Raw genomic sequence first — 18,363 nt, 5'->3', positions numbered from 1 at the left:
AGGGATGGGTGTGTTTTTTTATTTCAAAAAAATGAAAGGTGTGTCAGTCATGAGAGAAAACATGGTGAAGATTCAATTTCCGGATGGAAAGGCGAAGGAGTTTTCCGCAGGTACGACTGTCGCAGAAATTGCCTCCTATATTAGTCCGAGTTTAAGAAAGAAAGCAGTGGCGGGAAAGGTAAATGATCAAACAGTTGATTTAAGTTATGAGCTAAACAGCGATGCAGTGCTGTCTATTTTGACACTCGATTCGGAAGAAGGGCTTGAAGTGTTACGTCATACATCTGCACACGTATTAGCCCAAGCCGTGAAAAGGTTGTATGATGATGTAACACTTGGGATCGGACCTGTCGTCGAAAATGGATTTTACTATGATATGAAACTAAATCGAACTTTACGTTTAGAAGATTTGGCAGCGATTGAAAAAGAGATGGAAAACATCATGAACGAAAATCATCTGATCCAAAGAATCGAAGTGTCTTACAAAGAAGCTGAAGCGTTGTTTGCGAATGACCCATATAAGCTGGATATTTTAAAAGGTCTCCCTAAACAAGAGACAATCACGGTTTATCAGCAAGGAGAATTTATAGATTTGTGCCGTGGTCCTCATCTGCCATCTACAGGATATATGAAGGCATTTAAATTAACACGTGTTGCAGGGGCTTATTGGCGAGGGGATCGCAATCACGATGTATTGCAACGGGTGTATGGTGTTACGTTTCAACATTCAAAACATCTAGCTGATTATCTTCGTTTCATAGAAGAAGCAAACAAGCGAGATCACCGAAAATTAGGCAAACAATTATCTCTATTTATGTTCTCTGAAGAAGCTCCAGGTATGCCATTTTATTTACCAAAAGGGCAAATTGTCATTTTCAAGAGAAGTGCGAGGTAAAGCACAATATGAAGAAGTGAGTACGCCATTTATGATGAACCAAGAACTTTGGGAACAGTCAGGCCATTGGGATCATTATCATGAAAATATGTATTTCTCAGAAGTAGACCATACAAGCTTTGCTTTAAAGCCGATGAACTGTCCAGGGCATATGCTCATGTTTAAAAACAACTTATATTCATACAGGGATCTTCCAATCAGGATGGCCGAATTTGGTCAGGTGCATCGTCATGAATATAGCGGTGCATTAAATGGATTGTTCAGGGTCAGGACATTTTGCCAAGATGATGCCCATATATTTTTGAGAGAAGATCAAATTGAGTCTGAAATCAAACAGATTTTCCAATTAGTTGATCACGTATATCGAACTTTTGGATTTGAGTATTCAGTTGAACTTTCGACTCGTCCAGAAAAAGCATTAGGGGATGATGCAATTTGGCATCTATCTGAAACAGCCTTAAAGAATGTGCTTGACCAGCTAAAGGTCAACTACCAGCTAAATGAAGGAGATGGGGCCTTTTATGGTCCAAAGATCGATTTTCATATTAAAGATGCACTAGAGCGGAGCCATCAGTGCGCCACAATTCAACTTGATTTCCAAATGCCTGAAAAATTTGACTTAACATATATCAATGAAAAAAACGAAAAGGTCCGGCCGGTTGTCATTCACAGTGCCATTTTTGGTTCTCTTGATCGTTTCCTTGGCATTCTGATCGAGCATTTTGCAGGCGCCTTCCCGTTATGGCTAGCACCAGTACAAGTACAAATCATACCTGTCTCAAGCGTTCACCTTGATCACTGCTTGGAAGTTCAGCAGCTATTAAAAAGTAGTGGGATAAGAGTAACAATTGATGAACGGGATGAAAAACTCGGCTATAAAATGAGAGAAGCACAAATGCAAAAAACGCCTTATATCGCTGTGATTGGCGATACAGAAATGCAAGAAAAAACGCTTAATATCAGGCAACATGGAGAAAAGGCTTCAGAGCAGATGTCTATGGAAGACTTTAAACCCTTGGTAGCTCAACAAATAAAAGATAGAATGGCTGCTCAAGAAAAGATATGATGCGTTTCAGCAAGTAAGATACGAAGGATTAGACGTTCATTGGATGGGCGTCTTTTCATTTGTGAAAAAACCGAATATGCGATGCAAAGGGAAAATATTGAAACATTTACTCAATAAACTCGTAATATAGATAGAGCGCTCATCAGAAACATTTGAAACGGAGAGGAGCATTACATGGAACAAGCAACGCTAAAAAAAATGAGAACAAAACAAATAGCCGCCTCTAATTTAATATTTGGCATCATGATCGTGATCTTTTTTATCATCATTCAAATTTCTGACATTCGATTTACACATTTCTTTTTTTGTTTAGGAATTTTCATGCTTCTTCAAGGTATTTTAGGCTTTATCAAAAAAGGATCAACGAAGTCTTTCATTCCTATTTTTGAGCAGGTAGCTATTTATGAAAAAGAGAAACTGGGGAAAGAGTGGGAGAAAGAACAGAGAATGGAGAATATTCGGAAATTGATATTGAGTGGGCTTATGTTCTTTCAGGCATTTAGTATTCAAAATATACCGAATCCATTCTTTGATATAGATCCTATATTTCTAGTTTTCTTATTGGTTCTGTTTCTAGCTATTATGAATGTAACCATGCTTTTTCGCTTTAGAAAAATTGATCGATCTACTGAAGGCCAATTAAAAGGCTTTACAAAGGAATCAAACATGATGGCAATGGCTTTAGGATTCTTAACAGTGATCGTCATATTCATCTTTATCGTCATCTTTGTCCTTCCATAAGACGAATCACTTAACATGTCGAGGTGAAACAAATGAATGAAACGATACAGCATCTGATAGACGAGACAAGGAAGAAATTTGGCTTAGATCATTATCATTTAAAAAACCACGAGTATTATCGATATGTCAATATGTTCAATGAAACCATTTATAAATTGTGTATGGAGTGGTTTCCTCCTCACGAAACGGAACCTAAGGACGACGATTTAAACCCAGATGGCACAGCCGTAATAGAAGTAAATTTGAATACGGGAAAGGTTGAGAGTGCTGTTTTTGTCATGGGCAAGACATATGCAAAGGAGGGTGTGCAGTTTGATAGCGCCCAGTCCAATGACGTCATCAAATGGATTGAACAAGAAACAGATTTGATTTATGGAGAGCATTTCCACTTACAAAAGGAGGAAAAAGGGGAACTTCTTTTCGAAGAAAAAATTGCTGGTGTACCAGTGACTCCTTCAGGCATGATTGAGGTGAAATGGGATGAACATGGACAGCTCATTTACTTTGTTCATCACGGGCCATTTCTAGCTAAAAAAATGCTGAGAGCTGAAAAATATTCGCTTTCCATTGAGATGATCGAGAGCTTAGCACAGCAGCAAGTGCAAAGGGTTGAATGGCCTTCCTTTGAGCAGAATAAAATCCGTCCTGTTTATGCGTTAGAAGAAGTGTATGTTAAGAATGATGGAACAGGAACGATTCCATTTGAAAGTACGATTCACGAACATCACTGTTTCAATATAAATAAAATCATAGAATGGGAGGAACCGATAACTGAACCTTTTGTAATAAAGGAATTAAATATTCAGGAAGTCATCTCAGCTGATCAAGCCTTTTCATTTGAACCTTCACCAGATACAATGCCAATTTCAGAAGAAGAAAAAGATAAGTGTTTGAAAGCAGTTCAAATCTTTTTGCGCCAGGAATATCCTAACGACACCGGAGAATGGATCTTACTTTCTCTCCACCGTGATCATGGTTACATTCATGCAACAGTAAAAGCAAATAGACAAGAGAAAAGCGTGCTTACAGGTAAAATCATGATATTCATTGATGCCTATACATTTGAGGCAGTCAATTACATAGATAGACAACAAATATTCAAGATGTGTGGGATGTTTGATGAATTCCAATCTCCAGATAAAATCACCCTATCAAAGGAAGAAGCCTTTGGAAAATTGAGAGAGTGCTTGGAGCTTACACCCATCTATGTGTATGACTATGCACAAAAACAATATGTTTTATGCGGAAAACTGGATTGTCATTATGGGGTAGATGCAGCCAGTGGTGAAGTCATTCCATTACAGGACATTTGAAGTAATGAAGACAAAGCACTTTACGACTTTTTAAAGAACAGTGAGGAGCTGTTCTTTTTTCTGTCTATTTAACCTATTTTTTGAAGAAAAATGGAATTTTTCAGCAGGAAGTTGTCGTTTCATCACGAAAGAAAACAGATAAGAATATGATCATAGGTCCATCGTTTGGATTCGTGGTTGAGTTAATGAGAAGATATAGTAAACGTCATATATACTAAACAGTCGTGACAGTACAGTTGATCTACAATTGATCTCTAGAATAGAGAAATTGTGTCTCAAGTAGTATGCGAAAATACGTGTGCCGAGATCATATGATGAGTTGATTACGTTTATTTTTAGGTGAGTTTGAAGTCAAGATAGAAGAAAGTGAGGAATATCTACCTTGAGTACATTGGAAGTGTTTCGTCAGTTTTTGGTTGACCATTATCCTGCGTTACAAGATGAGCTTTGGCTAAAAGATGTTGATACCCTTCGAATCTCTCCTATTCTTCATCCTTTTCTGAAAAGCAAGCTGCCAGAGGGGATCGAAAAATTCACTTGTGTGCTATTCACGCAGCAGACAGATCAAACAGCTGCTCCGCTCAAAGTATATCTTCTGTTAGATGAACATGAGCAGTTAATTTACGCCATTGATTTGATGAATGAACAGATCGTGCTTCATTAAAAAGATAGGCAGGAGAGGATTTCCTGCCTTTTTGTTTTAAATCACGCAAACAACTTCAGCCCAACAACACCAATTACAATCAGCAGCAGGCTGAGCATGCGAATTATGTTTTTCGGCTCTTTAAATAGAATCATATTAAACAAGACAGAGCCCGCAGTTCCAAGTCCAATCCAGACCGTATAAGCGACGGATACTTGAACGGAAGAGAACGAGGCGTATAAAAACAAAAAGGATAAGGCAAAACCGCCGACAAATAGGATGCCTGTCGTGATTTGCTTTTTCTTACTAAACATATTCAAGCCAATGGTTCCGCCGATTTCAAAGGCAGAGGCTAACAACACAAAAAACCAGCCCATATTATACCGCTTCTCCTTTCTGCTCAAGTGTCTCACCATCAGACACTTTTAGTCCAATAATGCCGAGGACCAATATCCCCATAAATAAGAGCTTCTCGAATGAAAACGAACCGCCGAACAGCGCATAATCCATCATAGACGTACCGATTGTTCCAACTCCGGCAAATACGGCGTATACCGTTCCAGTCGGCAGCTTCTCACAGGCTTTCATTAAAAAATAAAAATCAATTGGGATGAGGCAGATAATGACCGCCCATTCCCAGACAGCATCTGCTTTATTTAAACCAAACACCCAAAGTAATTCGAATAAACAGGTGAGGGCGACATACATCCAGCTTTTCTTCATGTTATTTCCTCCTAAAACTGACGATTCGTCATTTTGTAGCCAAAAAAGAGCGTACAGCAAGTGCTGTACTTTTTAAGGTGTCTCTATGCCAAGTGCGTAAACGAGAAATTGCTTGACCTCTCGTTTTTGAATCAGAACCTCTTCTGTATCTGTTTCTGTAAATAAATACATTTGCTCAGCTGACGATTCAAGTAAACCGATAATGAACTTCGCCGCGTAATGACAATTTAAATTGGCACGGACTCTTTCGTCCTGCTTTGCCTTTTCTAAAAAAGCAGCGACCCATTTGTAAATCGGCTCATAAATATCTTCCCATTCCTTTAAATGCTCAGTGGCAGCTAAACCTGAATAGGTCAGGGCAAGGACATCACGGTATTGTCTTGTAAAAGAAAATATAAATTCAACAAGCGCATCTGCTTGATCGAGGACATCCGCATGCTGAGTTAATTCCTTTTCAATTGCAGGGACCATCTCCGAGATAAGATGCTCTGCGATAGCAGGCATGACAGACAACTTTGAAGGGAAGTATAAATAATACGTTCCTTGCGCCACCCCTGCTGCTTTCACAATATCCGAAATGGTCGTCTTTTCAATTCCTTTTTCTTTAAACGCGTCAATGGCAGCAAGCATAATCTTTTCTCGTTTTGACATATCATCACCGACCTTAAATGACTGAATGTCAGTCAGTTTAGCGGAAAACTGACAATTTGTCAATATGCATTTCCTTCATTGATGGAGAGAATAAGTGATGAATAGATGCGGGCAGACCTGAATAAGCTGTAATATGGTCAAGCATCATGTAAGAAAGGGGCAGCACTCCGTATGACATCGAGCGCTATGTTTTCAATGGGTTATTTCCTCCTGCTCGTCCCGCTATATATACATATGAGATACAGACAGGCAAAAAGGCACAAACGCTTTATCTATTTGCGAACAGAAATGGTTCTTGCCTGTCTGTTTGTTTATACGAATGTTTTATTATATTTGACGGTCTTTCCTAATCGTTTCTCCGCACCAAGGGATCAGGTGAGTGTCAATCTTATTCCTTTGCAATCTATTTATCAAAATCTTCACGCCTACCATCACGGCTATCCAAATCTCGTCTTTTTAAATTTGACAGGGAACATCTTATTATTTGTGCCACTCGGTTTTTTTCTTTATCAAGCCTTTCGGACAATGCGCTGGCAAAAAGCGATTTTAGCCGGCTTGATCTTGTCAGCAATGATCGAAGTGCTTCAATGGATGTTCTCACAATCTGGTATGATTACAAGAAGCAGCGATATTGATGATATCCTCTTAAATACACTTGGCACAGCGCTAGGCTGCACCTTGTATCAGATGTATCGACGAAGGAAGGAGAAAATCAGGTGAAGCGAGTTTGTATCATTCCATGTGGCGCTAAGAAAATATGGGACGTAAATCCAGAGGCAGGAAGCCAGCCGGCGAACCTTGTATACTTAAGCCCACTGCATCAGCGTACGAAAAGCTACGCTCAAACATTCTTTTCAGACTGGCTGATTTTATCAGCAAAGCACGGATTCTTAAAGGCAGATGATTTCGTTCATGAAAATTATGATGTGGCATTTGGCACGCCGCACGCTGAACAGATGACACGAGAAGAGCTGAGTCATCAATTTCATGAGAAAAATCTGTCCGCCTATGATGAGTTTGTGATACTAGGTGGAAAGAAATATCGAAAAGTGATCGACCCTTTATTACATCCTCATCAAAAAGCGAATTATCCGCTGGCTCCATATAAAGGAATTGGCTATATGCTTCAGGCGTTAAAGAGAGCCGTTGAGACAAAAATAGAACTTCCGCCGCATATTTAACCCATTCACATCTCCCAGTAAGCAGGGTTTTGATCATCAAAAAGAGAATGATTGAAGTAGCGATGCTGATCGTTTCTTATCTTTTCAGCAGCCACCAGGATGTCTGCATCGCTCATAAGAGGTGGCTCAATGACAAAGGGGGCGTATGAACATGACAACCATCTATTTAGCTGGTGACTCAACCGTTTCATCTTACCCAGATCGTCCTGTTCAAGGAGGATGGGGAGAGTTTTTACACCGCTATACGGCGCATGATGTCAAAGTCGAGAACCGGGCAATCGGTGGAAGAAGCTCAAAAACATTCATTGAAGAAGGACGCCTTGATGCCATATTGGCTGAGATTCAGCCGGGAGACTGGCTTTTCACACAAATGGGGCACAATGATGCTTCGAAGGATAAGCCAGAGCGGCATACAGAGCCTTTTACCACGTATAAAAGCTACTTGTCTCAATATATTCACGGAGTAAGAGCGAAAGGGGCAACCCCGCTTTTATTAACCCCTGTCGGCCGTTTTCATGAAAAAGACGGAGAATATATCAATGATTTCCCTGATTACTGTGCCGCTATGAAAGAACTAGCCGATGAAGAAGAGGTTCTTCTCGTGGATTTAAATACCGCAAGTCTTCAGTTTTATCAAATTTCCGGCATTGAGAAAACGACTTCTTTCTTTATGCTGTCAACAGGCATTGAAGATCGCACGCATTTTACAAAAGAAGGAGCAGATGCGATTGCAAGACTTGTTTCTCTTGAACTAAAGGACCTTGGTTTAACCATTGTATGATGGACGGCAGGACGAGCGAGCGCTCGTCCTGTTCTTTTTTGCAGAAAGCTATTGATTCCCGTAACCAGAGTAGACTACAATAGATACATATGATAATGAGAATCAATATCACTTATAAATAGATCGAACGATGAAAAACAACTGGAGGGACTCAAATGACAGATCAGCTTGAATTGTTTGACGTCACCATTATTGGCGGCGGTCCAGCAGGAATGTACACCGCCTTTTATAGTGGGATGCGGGACTTAAAGACGAAGGTACTTGAGTACAACGAAAGCCTTGGCGGAAAAATCCTTCTGTATCCTGAAAAGGTCATTTGGGATGTGGGCGGTTTGCCGCCAACAAGAGGAGAACAGCTGATTCAGCAGCTCGAGACGCAGGCGAAAACATTTGAACCCGAGATTGCGCTGAATCAAAAAATGACGAAATTCGAGCGCGTAGAGAATGATCACATCTTGCTGACGGCTGAAAATGGCGACCGTCATTTGACAAAGACCCTCATATTAGCCATGGGTCACGGGATCCCAGTCCAGCGGAAACTTGAAATCGAGCATGCAGACCGTTATGAGGTGACAAACCTGTATTACACAGTGCAGGAGCTCAAGACATTTGCAGGGAAGCGAGTGGTCATCTCTGGAGGCGGCGACTCAGCTGTTGATTGGGCAAATGCCCTTGTTTCAATTGCTGAAAGTGTCACCGTTGTGCATCGCCGTGACATGTTTGGCGGACATGAGAAAAACGTCGCCAACATGAAGGCATCTTGTGCACGAATTTTAACCCCGCATGAACTGACAGAGCTTCACGGTCAAGGTGACAAAATTGATGCTGTCACGATTCAGCATTTAGAGACAGGTGACATCGAGCGAATTGAAACAGACGCTGTCATCGTCAATCATGGCATGAAAGGTGATTTAAGTGTTCTATCAGAATGGGGCTTAAAGCAAGGTGAATGGGGACTGATCGAGGTCAATGAAAAGATGGAAACCAATTTACCGGGCGTATATGCGGTAGGCGACTTATGTACACACAAAAGCAAAGTTCGTTTAATTGCTGGTACGTTTGTTGACGGAGTAAATGCGCTGAATAGCGCAAAGCTTTACATCGAACCAGAAGCCGAAAAAGTGGCGTACGTCTCTTCCCATAATGAACGCTTTAAAGAGAAAAACAAAGAATTACAAACAGCTGGAGCTCGTTGATCAACATCCAGTCAAACATTGAAGTGCTGCCAGGGCGGGCAGCACTTTTTTCATATGGAAGGAGGAAGCAAAATTGAAGTCTCATACAGATACAATTCTTTATATGAAAGAAAGCGGTCAACGATTTCTTTCGATGAAACAAACGGTCTACTGGCAAACAACGTCACCTGTGATCCTGACAACTGACGGGGCTGTGAGAATTGAAATGGAAGGAATCGAATATAAGCTAAATGCAAAAGACAGTGTGTTTGTTCGGTCAGATATCGCTGTGATGATGCAATCTTTAGATCACGCACAGGTGGTCATCCATACTGTATCATTTGAACAATACACCTTAGCGAGTAATGCGCAAAATGAATTGATCTATAAATTGAATCACGATGATCTCCCTGATAATGGTGAGCTTGTCAAAGGCTCTTCCCTGCTTTTTTCCTATATCAAACAGATCAAAGCCTGTAAAAGTATACAAGAACAGATGAAATGGCTTGAAGACATGATACACATCTTCCGCCACCAATCTCAGCCATACACTGAAAACGTGCATTATTCAATCGAAATGATTTTGCAATATTTGGCTGAGCATTATGATCAAAAACTAACGAGAAAAAATTCAGCTCATAAGATGGGTTCAAACAAAGTATGGGACAGCAGCGATCTATGAAATGAGAGGGCATGACAAAGTGTATATGTGGTTCTATCAGGCGAGAGGAGCCCTCCACCTTAAAAAGAAGCAAGCGAATCATGGGATACCGTGGCTGTCACCCTTGAACCAAAAAAGGATAACCAGCTTCCGTAAGGTCCTGTCGTACTAAGTGCCGCATTTTAAGTTTTATTCATGAAGGATGCCTTTTTCAGGGCATCTTTTTTGATAGGCAAAGGGAACCTTTTAAAAAATGAGACGTAGTACATGTAGAGGTGAAACACATGCAACCATACACAGAAAAACAACTATTTCTCTTATCATTCAGATACGCATTTATCGCATTGTACTCTTTGGTGATTCCATTCATTGCAAAAGCCCTTTTTGTGCCATCCCCTTTATTTATTGTTTTGATCGCTCTTTTTATAACTCATCATCTAGTCGCAAGTATCGTGTGGTTTTACAAATCGAGACACATCCGAAAGCGTCAGTCAGGCGACCTATCCAAGATGGGACATGTCTTTGTCCAGATCGTGCAAAGGCTCGAACAGCTCATGATGATCGGTTTTGTCATTCTCTGGATCAGCGAATGGATACAGGGAGGGGCAGATACCTTTACCCTCTCGTTTACTATTTTTCTATTGATCATCTTTTCCCTGCATCACATTCAGTTTTATTACGTCCAGCTATTCTTTAAGTCCAAGAGCTGGTTCACTTATGTTCCTTCTTTGAAAAAGGCTCGTCCTTCTTATATGGTGAGGGAGCGAAAGGCTTTGAAGAGGTCATAAATGTGCAATCGCTCTGTTGATCCACCTATAAACATCAGAAAATGATGATAAAATGTGGAAAAGAAGCATGGAGAAAGGGAGTGCGAGCGAGTGAAAGCAGTTGGACTATTTGAGTACTTGCCGATTGAGCATGAGCAAAGCCTGATTGATCAGGAGGTAGCAAAGCCTCAAGCAGCTGGCAGGGATATATTGGTGAAGGTAGAGGCTGTGTCGGTGAATCCAGTTGATACAAAGGTGAGGTCACCGAAGGATCAGAAGGAAGAAGAACTGAAAATTCTTGGCTATGATGCAAGCGGAACGGTTGTTGAAGTAGGCGAAGCGTGTACGTTGTTTCAGCCTGGTGACCACGTGTACTACGCAGGAGATATCACGCGTCAAGGCTCAAATAGTGAGTACCAGCTTGTGGATGAGCGAATTGTTGCGAAAAAGCCTGCAAATCTCTCTTTTGCAGAAGCGGCAGCGATGCCCCTTACAACAATTACGGCATATGAGGCTTTATTTGACCGGATGCATGTCGAGCGAAATGCAGAAGGCTCGACACTGCTTATCATCGGTGGTGCAGGCGGTGTGGGCTCGATTGCCATTCAGCTGGCCAAATTGGCGAAGGCAACTGTGATCGCCACCGCATCAAGACCAGAAACAAAAGAATGGTGTCTGTCATTAGGGGCCGATCATATCATTGACCATCATGAGCCGCTCTTCACGCAGCTTCAGGAAAAAGGGGTTGGCGAAGTGGATTTCATTTTATGCTTAAATGATACAGACGGGCATTTTAAAGGCATGACAGAAGCCATTAAACCTCAAGGCACGATCTGTACCATTGTTGAAAATCAGCACCATCTAGACATTCAATTGCTCAAAAACAAAAGTGCTGCATTTGTGTGGGAATTCATGTTCACACGGCCTATGTACGAAACAGCGGATATGATCAAGCAGCACGAGCTTTTAACTGAAGCGAGCGAGTTATTTGAACAGGGAAAATTAACGCATACCTTAACAAAGGTACTCAGCCCGATCAATGCCGCCAATTTGAAACAGGCACATCAAACGCTTGAGCAAGGGAAGATGATTGGTAAATTTGTGCTAGAAGGGTTTGAGAGAGGGGACAGCATTGCTTCGCGGGATGACAGAGGAAGACTTTAGCACTGCTTATTATCATCCAGCCGATCAACAAACGGTGTCTTTATATGATGCAACAGGAATGTACGTCTGGCATTCACAGCATCATCTTGCCCATATCACGGAATTAATCAAAAGAAATCAGTGGAGTTGAAGGAGTAGCAATATGTCTGGTAGAAGAATTGTCGGCGCTATGTTTATCTGTATGGCTGCATTGTTTTATATAGCAAAATACGTTCTGTTCGAGATACGCTATAGTAAAAGCTTAGGCTCAGAAAGAATAATTGAAGAACTTGAAAATCTGCTGCCTGGCGGGACGTGGATCAGCATCTTTTTTCTCATCATCGGTGTAGGTTATCTCTTATGGGATGACAGGGAAGTCATTCGTCAATATCTCTTCACCCCAGATCGACAAGTAGAAGAAATAAAAAAGACGGATCTCAAGTGACCGTCTTTTTTCCTTTTCTACTGTTAGCCACGCTCGGGACGTAGTGCCTTTTCTAAAATGGCTAGACCTTCATTGACTTTTTCTTTTTCCTCATCATTGAGCCGTTGCAGGGAATTTTTAATTTTTTCGTGTCCTTTTTGATAAATACTTCTGAAAATATTTTTGGCTTCCTCTGTCAGTTCTACAACAATGATTCGCCGGTCACGCTCAGAATGCTTTCGCTCGACAAAGTTAGACTGTTCTAAACGGTCAAGCAGTCCAGTCATATTGGACAAAGAAGCCCCCATTTTTTCAGCAATTTCGGATACCTTGAGAGAGCCATGGTTATTGAGCAGCATGAGCACCTTCATTTGAGGCATACTCATATCAAGCTTCATCCATTCAGAAACATCTCCAAGTCCTGCAGCAGTGAGCACTTTCATATACAGCACCCATGTCTTTTTTTCCTCAGGAGATAGAATTTCCTCGTTTAGTACGGTGGTGTCATGAATATTATATTCCACGCTTGTTCACTTCCTTTAAGCGGCTCTTTTCTTTATATTACTGATTTTCCCTTCTAATTGAAAGTATCATCAAGCTTTTGAATGTTAAACTGCATGAATCAAGTGGTATTTGTTGTATAATAATGTTCAGTTGAAATAAATGAAGCAACCTAGAAAGTTGGGAAAAACATGTGGAACAAAAAAACGGGTATGACGATCTTAAAAATGCTCTTTCCGATCGTGATTATCCTTGTCTTAATTTTTGTCGCCAAGCAGGAGCTGAGCGGCCTTTCCATTAAAAAGACTTTTTATATTATTGACAGCTTGAATCGAATGGACTTGTTTATTCTTGTCTTTCTTGGACTTGTCGCGGTTTTATCGATGTCCTTATATGATTTTATTTTAAGAAGAAGCCTTAATATGCCAATCAGCGGCTGGAAAACGATTCGCATTTCTTGGATTGCGAACTCCTTTAACAGTGTACTTGGTTTCGGCGGCTTATCGGGAGCAGGGCTCAGAACGCTTCTATACAAAGAGTACATAACAGATACGAAAAAACTGCTGAAAGGCATTGCCCTTTTGACATCCTCTGTCCTTTTGGGCCTATCTATTTTCAGTGATTTGATCTTGGTCAGGGTTCTGCCTGTTGAAAGTATTATTAGTCAGGAGCCGTGGCTATGGGCATTTGTCATTATCTTTGCCTGTATTGTGCCAATTTACATCATCATGGCCTCAGTTCGAAAAAGCTCGATTGAGAGCGGTGAAAATGGACTGAAGCACCCGATCTACGCTTATATTGGCGCATCGTTTTTAGAATGGCTGGCAGCAGGTCTTGTCATGTACATGGCTGTCGTCTCAATGGGGATGAACGTCGATGTCCGTATTGTATTAGGTGTGTTTGCCATTGCATCAATCGGCGGTTTAATCAGTATGGTTCCAGGTGGATTTGGTTCATTTGATTTGATCTTTTTACTCAGCATGCAATACATTGGTTTTGACCAAGAGATGGTGCTGACGGCGCTAGTATTGTACCGTTTCGTATACTCGATCTTCCCGTTTATTCTTGGACTATGTCTTGCTGCATATGATTTAACCGGAACGACGCTTAGACGTCTTGAAGGCAACCCAAGAATGGCATCTGCCGTAGAAACAACGAACGTCTTAATTATCTTACACCGCGCCCTATTAATCCGCTTATTGTACGGATCTTTATCCATTTTAACGTTGGGAAGCGGCCTGCTCATTATGGCTTCTGTTGTGCTTCCTGTTGATCGTTTAGGCGTGATTACCAGCATTCCACGCTTTCTGTTATCGGGATTTAATGGTCTTTCTTTAATGTTTGGGATCATTCTGATGATTTTGTCCATAGAAGTGTATAAACGAACAAAAAGATCTTACGTGCTGACGATGATTGCCTTAGCTGGCGGCTTTGTGTTTACTTTGTTAAAAGGGTTTAACCTGAGTCTAATCTTTATTTTGCCAGTCATCATGGCGGTGTTTTTCTCTCTTCGACATCAATTTGTGAAGCAGCAGGCGCCGTATTCCTTGTATCAGTTTGTGGCGGCTGCCGCCGGATATTTACTCGTTTTGTTTAACTATAATGTCATTGGCAACTTTATTTGGACAAAAATCGGGCATTTCTTGAGCAAGGACTATTGGGTTCATAATGAACGGCATATCACGATGACAAGCATGATTGCTTTAATCGGTGTACCGCTTTTCTTTTTCATTAGTAAATTGATTTTTAATAAAAAGGCATTTCCAATTGGAGAAGAAGCAGAGGAAGAAAAATTAAAAGCGTTTTTAGAAGAAAAGGGGGGAAATGCCCTCAGTCATCTTGGCTTTTTAGGAGACAAAAAGCTGTTTTTCTCAAGTGATGGAGAGGCGATGCTACAGTTTGGCCGAATTGGCCGCTGCGTCATTGTGCTCGGAGATCCATCTGGACGTAAAGCGTCTTATCCACTTGTACTTGAAGAGTTTTTGCAGCAGACGGAAAAAGCAGGCTATCGTGTCGCTTTTTACCAAGTAGAACGAGAAGGGATGGCTCTCTATCATGACTTAGGCTTTCACTTTTTTAAGCTTGGGGAAGAAGCCATGGTCGACTTAGAGACGTTTTCTCTATCAGGTAAGAAAAAATCAAATTTACGTGCTGTCGCTAATAAGTTTGAACGAGAAGGCTATACCTTTGAGATGGTGGAACCCCCCTTTTCAGATGAATTTATCTCTACCTTAAAACAGATCTCTGACAGCTGGCTTGGAAAGAAAAAAGAAAAAGGATTTTCTCTCGGCTACTTTCATGAAGACTATCTTCAAAAAACACCGATTGCGATCTTAAAAGATGAAAAGGGACAGATCATTTCCTTTGTGTCATTAATGCCGATGTACCAAGAAGGAGAAATATCCATCGACTTAATGCGTCATATGGATGATGCACCGAACGGAATGATGGATGCGCTGTTTATCCACCTTTTTCAATGGGGGAAAGAAAAAGGCTATAAATCCTTTAACATGGGAATGGCGCCTTTATCAAATGTCGGCACGTTCCATCAGTCGTTCCTCACAGAACGTTTGGCAAGTGTCATCTACAATAACGTCAGGTATATGTATAGTTTCAGCGGATTACGGTCGTTTAAACAGAAATATAAACCCGAATGGCACGGGAAATATTTAGCGTATAAAAAGAATACGTCACTAGCTGTCACCATGGTGCTTGTCACCAAGCTGATTGGGATGGACCCAAATCGGAAACGGCGTCAATAAATCAAAAACCTTTACCTTTCACTAGGTGAAGGTTTTTTTAGACAAAGGAATAGCAAAAGTGGTAAAGTTGAAAGGTAAGGGGGATGTTAAAATGACGACATTGAATGAATGGTTTACAAAGGGATTAGCTGAACGTACATATGTACACAACATGGAGAAAAACCGTGAAAATCTGCTCACGGTGTACAACCAGTACGCAATTCATCAAAAAGAAAAAGAGCTGCTTCAACGGCTACAAAAGAAAAAGCTCAGAGCGCTTGTCATCACAGCGGATTGGTGCGGGGATGCGATGGTCAATGTACCGATTTTCATGCGTATCGCGAGTGAAGCACTCATTGATGTGCGCTATTTCATTCGGGACGAGCATCTAGACCTGATGGATCAGTATTTAACGAACGGGACCGCAAGATCTATTCCGATTATCGTCATCATTGATCAGGATGGGAATGAAGTGGGGAAATGGGGACCTCGCTCAGCAGAAGCGCAGCGCTTTGTCGACGAGAAAAAACCGGACAAGGATGCACCTGACTTTGAAGAAGTATTTAAAGTTTTTGCGAAAGAAGCCGCACATCACTATACGACAGATCGTTTCTTATGGAAAGATATTGAGAAAGAAATAGTAGAAGTTCTGGAAAAAATATAAACCAAAAGACTGCTTCGCCGCAATGGGAAGTAGTCTTTTTTTATCTTGTTTTTGCGTTTTACCTACAAAACACCGCATAAAGTTGTAGAAAAACCGCAGATTTCTATCAAATACCGCAGAAAACCGCAAAGCACCACGATTTTCCCAACCACTTTTAGTTGAAAAACCTCATATATGCCATGAAATCATCAATTTTGCCCTTATCTAAAGGCTCATATAACGCACGTTGGTTTGCTTTTTCCCAATACAAGAGGCCCAGCAACTATAGTAATCTAATTGTAATCTCCTTTGAACGAACTAAAAAAACAAATGACGGAAAAGGACTGGCGATCAATCTATGAAAAAAATCATTTATCTCGACCAAGAAAAGAAGAAGCTCGCTGAATCAAAAAAAAGAGAACAGCGTTCCATCAAATCACTTAGACTGCTTGTGTTTTATGATGGACAAAGTCCTTCATGTGCAAAAGCGATTGACCTGTTAAAATCACTCGATTGGAAGAACCGTATATACTTTGAATCATTTAGACATTCACAGCTGCTTAGGCTGAATAAAATAAGTGAAGAGAAGGCAGAAAAACGAATCGTGTCTATTTCCTTAGCCAAAAATCAGAAAAATTCAGGGATCTATACTTGGCTGCGTATTGCTTGTAACATCCCTGCATTATGGGGAACGGTCCCATTCATTGTGCTCAGCATTTGGCTAGGATTTGGACAACATGCGTATGATTATTTTGCGAGAAAACGGTATATTCATTCTGTTGAACAAGTCACCCGTCCTGATACAGATCAACAAAAAGCATGACCTTCGATCGGCAGAAGGTCATGCTTTTTTGTAATAGGGAACATATGACGCTAAATGATCAAGCAGCTTCCCCGTGTAGGACATATACGCACGTTCGTCAAGCTCAGAAGCTGCATAGGAAAGCAAGGTTCTAAGAGCAAACAAGTACTCACTGTGTAGCTGATTGTGTTCAAAATAAGGAATGGCTGCTTCGACTAAATATGTTTTCAAATCATGAGGATTCTCCTCAATCATCAATTTATATATTTTAATCATATATAAACAGTTTGGCTGAATACGAGGCTGTTTTAACAGCTCGTGTATGTAAGGAAGCGCCTTTTTACGATCATATTCAGCATACAATGTCGCAATTTCATATAGCGTTTCACAGTAACGATCTTCTATCTGTTCTTGATTAAAGTAATTGAGTGAATCTAGTAAATAAGGCACAGCTGAAGAGAAATCACCTTCACGTTTTAAGAGCACCCCATAATAAAAATAAGCCGTCATTTTAATATAGGCATCAGGATGAAGGGAAGTGTGCAAAATCACTTCTTTTAAATATTTCTTAGCTGTTTGAAAAGCTTTTAGTTCCAGTGAGATCACGCCATGAATGAGTGTACAGTGAATGATCCGCTTGAAATTGTTCTTTTGTCTATATAAATCCATCGCTTGATGTGTGGCTTCAAGCGCATCACCAAGATGTCCCATATTTCCAAGTGCTTTTGCATAGTGATAATACAGGTCACTTTGTTCAACAGACGCGTAGGAAAAGCAGCTTTCAAGTTTTTTCAGCCCTTCTTCAAGCTGACCATTTTTAATCTGATGGATGCCATCTAGATATTCAAAAATTTCTTTTTCCGTTTCAATAAAGGTTTTTTCAAACTTTTTGAGAACGCGGTGTGTTTTTAAGGCAAGCGGCTGTTTTTCCGTTAATAAATAAAATTGAAATAAGGACAAATGATACTGAATTCCTAAATCTAGCGAAAAGAACTGTTCCTCGTGTTGAATGATCATTTCTGCATTTTGTTCAGCCTGATCGAGTGCATAGAAATACATATTCATTTGAAACTCATCCAAGAGAGACAGTAGGTGACGCGCCTTTTGCGACAGCGTTTCTTGGCTGATACCAAGCCGTTCAAGCAGCAGATTGATCGTATCTTGATTGGCCTCCTTTGAGCCATTTTCAATTTTACTTAAATGAGAGACAGAACAAATTCCTTCTGCCAATTCAGATTGGGTCATATTTTGTTTATAACGATAGAGTTTAATGATTTGCCCAATATTGATTTTCATTCCATCCAGAAGCCTCCCTTCCAATCATGGGTTGAAAGCCTTTTGAAAAAATGACCGAATCAGACGAAATGGGAATACCTGAAATCATTTCATCATCTTGGCGGATTTCTCAAAATTTGTTTAAAACGTAATATGATTGTAACATTACTTGAAAAAGTCAAACAACTTTTTAGCAGATGGGGAGGGATACTCTATTTGCAACAACACGTGATGATG

The 18,363-nt window shown here is 40.6% G+C and carries 19 protein-coding genes and 2 pseudogenes; 16 read left to right on the top strand and 5 right to left on the bottom strand.

Annotation, left to right across the window (positions count from 1 at the left end; all coding sequences use genetic code 11):
- Positions 1–49 precede the first annotated feature (49 nt).
- The 4 genes and pseudogenes from thrS to ACSLGF_RS14910 all read left to right on the top strand — a co-directional run bounded on the left by thrS (position 50) and on the right by ACSLGF_RS14910 (position 4,679).
- A pseudogene (gene thrS, locus ACSLGF_RS14925) lies at positions 50–1,961 on the top strand (threonine--tRNA ligase).
- A 174-nt stretch (positions 1,962–2,135) separates the two neighbouring features.
- The gene (locus ACSLGF_RS14920) at positions 2,136–2,702 is read left to right on the top strand and encodes a hypothetical protein (RefSeq protein WP_456006791.1); all 567 of its coding nucleotides are present in this window, start codon (positions 2,136–2,138) and stop codon (positions 2,700–2,702) included.
- A gap of 32 nt (positions 2,703–2,734) precedes the next feature.
- Positions 2,735–4,015: a hypothetical protein gene (locus ACSLGF_RS14915; protein ID WP_456006789.1), complete on the top strand. Its 1,281-nt coding sequence runs from the start codon at positions 2,735–2,737 to the stop codon at positions 4,013–4,015.
- Between the two features lie 382 nt (positions 4,016–4,397).
- Positions 4,398–4,679 carry a hypothetical protein gene (locus tag ACSLGF_RS14910; protein ID WP_456006786.1) on the top strand — a complete coding sequence of 94 codons (282 nt, stop codon included), beginning with the start codon at positions 4,398–4,400 and terminating at the stop codon, positions 4,677–4,679.
- A 41-nt stretch (positions 4,680–4,720) separates the two neighbouring features.
- Here the strand turns inward: ACSLGF_RS14910 and ACSLGF_RS14905 are convergent, their stop codons facing one another.
- From ACSLGF_RS14905 to ACSLGF_RS14895, 3 genes are all read right to left on the bottom strand, one after another.
- Positions 4,721–5,035 carry a DMT family transporter gene (locus ACSLGF_RS14905; RefSeq protein WP_099727630.1) on the bottom strand — a complete coding sequence of 105 codons (315 nt, stop codon included), beginning with the start codon at positions 5,033–5,035 and terminating at the stop codon, positions 4,721–4,723.
- Position 5,036: 1 nt separating this feature from the next.
- On the bottom strand, positions 5,037–5,381 hold the full coding sequence (locus ACSLGF_RS14900) for a DMT family transporter (RefSeq protein ID WP_456006784.1): 345 nt from the start codon (positions 5,379–5,381) through the stop codon (positions 5,037–5,039).
- Positions 5,382–5,453: 72 nt separating this feature from the next.
- On the bottom strand, positions 5,454–6,032 hold the full coding sequence (locus ACSLGF_RS14895) for a TetR family transcriptional regulator (RefSeq protein ID WP_456006782.1): 579 nt from the start codon (positions 6,030–6,032) through the stop codon (positions 5,454–5,456).
- A 171-nt stretch (positions 6,033–6,203) separates the two neighbouring features.
- Between ACSLGF_RS14895 and ACSLGF_RS14890 the strand changes: the two genes are divergently transcribed.
- The 9 genes and pseudogenes from ACSLGF_RS14890 to ACSLGF_RS14850 all read left to right on the top strand — a co-directional run bounded on the left by ACSLGF_RS14890 (position 6,204) and on the right by ACSLGF_RS14850 (position 12,185).
- Positions 6,204–6,752, top strand: coding sequence for a VanZ family protein (locus ACSLGF_RS14890; protein WP_456006779.1), 549 nt, complete (start codon positions 6,204–6,206; stop codon positions 6,750–6,752).
- On the top strand, positions 6,749–7,213 hold the full coding sequence (locus ACSLGF_RS14885; protein ID WP_456006776.1) for a DUF6884 domain-containing protein: 465 nt from the start codon (positions 6,749–6,751) through the stop codon (positions 7,211–7,213). The genes ACSLGF_RS14890 and ACSLGF_RS14885 overlap by 4 nt, the downstream gene beginning before the upstream one ends.
- Before the next feature lie 151 nt (positions 7,214–7,364).
- Positions 7,365–7,994 (top strand): rhamnogalacturonan acetylesterase, encoded by a 630-nt coding sequence (locus tag ACSLGF_RS14880; protein ID WP_456006774.1) that lies wholly within the window; start codon positions 7,365–7,367, stop codon positions 7,992–7,994.
- Between the two features lie 155 nt (positions 7,995–8,149).
- Positions 8,150–9,190, top strand: coding sequence for an NAD(P)/FAD-dependent oxidoreductase (locus tag ACSLGF_RS14875; RefSeq protein ID WP_456006771.1), 1,041 nt, complete (start codon positions 8,150–8,152; stop codon positions 9,188–9,190).
- Positions 9,191–9,263: 73 nt separating this feature from the next.
- Positions 9,264–9,851 carry a hypothetical protein gene (locus ACSLGF_RS14870; protein ID WP_456006769.1) on the top strand — a complete coding sequence of 196 codons (588 nt, stop codon included), beginning with the start codon at positions 9,264–9,266 and terminating at the stop codon, positions 9,849–9,851.
- Positions 9,852–10,114: 263 nt separating this feature from the next.
- On the top strand, positions 10,115–10,618 hold the full coding sequence (locus ACSLGF_RS14865) for a hypothetical protein (protein ID WP_456006766.1): 504 nt from the start codon (positions 10,115–10,117) through the stop codon (positions 10,616–10,618).
- Between the two features lie 90 nt (positions 10,619–10,708).
- Entirely contained in the window at positions 10,709–11,761 is a 1,053-nt protein-coding gene (locus ACSLGF_RS14860; protein ID WP_456006763.1) for a zinc-binding alcohol dehydrogenase family protein, read from the top strand.
- A pseudogene (locus tag ACSLGF_RS14855) lies at positions 11,715–11,891 on the top strand (DinB family protein); the annotation flags it as partial. The gene ACSLGF_RS14860 and the pseudogene ACSLGF_RS14855, both read left to right, overlap by 47 nt.
- 12 nt (positions 11,892–11,903) lie before the next feature.
- On the top strand, positions 11,904–12,185 hold the full coding sequence (locus ACSLGF_RS14850; protein ID WP_456006761.1) for a hypothetical protein: 282 nt from the start codon (positions 11,904–11,906) through the stop codon (positions 12,183–12,185).
- Positions 12,186–12,208: 23 nt separating this feature from the next.
- Here ACSLGF_RS14850 and ACSLGF_RS14845 read toward each other — a convergent pair whose 3' ends face one another.
- Positions 12,209–12,688, bottom strand: coding sequence for a MarR family transcriptional regulator (locus tag ACSLGF_RS14845; protein ID WP_456006758.1), 480 nt, complete (start codon positions 12,686–12,688; stop codon positions 12,209–12,211).
- Between the two features lie 168 nt (positions 12,689–12,856).
- On the opposite strand from ACSLGF_RS14845, the gene mprF reads away from it, so the two are divergent.
- The 3 genes from mprF to ACSLGF_RS14830 all read left to right on the top strand — a co-directional run bounded on the left by mprF (position 12,857) and on the right by ACSLGF_RS14830 (position 16,872).
- Complete coding sequence (gene mprF, locus ACSLGF_RS14840; protein ID WP_456006755.1) at positions 12,857–15,427, top strand: bifunctional lysylphosphatidylglycerol flippase/synthetase MprF; 2,571 nt, start codon at positions 12,857–12,859, stop codon at positions 15,425–15,427.
- Positions 15,428–15,518: 91 nt separating this feature from the next.
- Positions 15,519–16,070 (top strand): thioredoxin family protein, encoded by a 552-nt coding sequence (locus ACSLGF_RS14835; protein ID WP_456006753.1) that lies wholly within the window; start codon positions 15,519–15,521, stop codon positions 16,068–16,070.
- A gap of 337 nt (positions 16,071–16,407) precedes the next feature.
- The gene (locus ACSLGF_RS14830; protein WP_456006751.1) at positions 16,408–16,872 is read left to right on the top strand and encodes a thiol-disulfide oxidoreductase DCC family protein; all 465 of its coding nucleotides are present in this window, start codon (positions 16,408–16,410) and stop codon (positions 16,870–16,872) included.
- Positions 16,873–16,890: 18 nt separating this feature from the next.
- Here the strand turns inward: ACSLGF_RS14830 and ACSLGF_RS14825 are convergent, their stop codons facing one another.
- Complete coding sequence (locus ACSLGF_RS14825) at positions 16,891–18,147, bottom strand: helix-turn-helix domain-containing protein (protein ID WP_456006748.1); 1,257 nt, start codon at positions 18,145–18,147, stop codon at positions 16,891–16,893.
- Positions 18,148–18,363: the final 216 nt, after the last annotated feature.

The sequence above is a fragment of the Bacillus sp. A015 genome, assembly GCF_053851875.1.
Note: the sequence above shows the minus strand (reverse complement) of the source record. Positions and strands in the feature narration are given on the sequence as shown.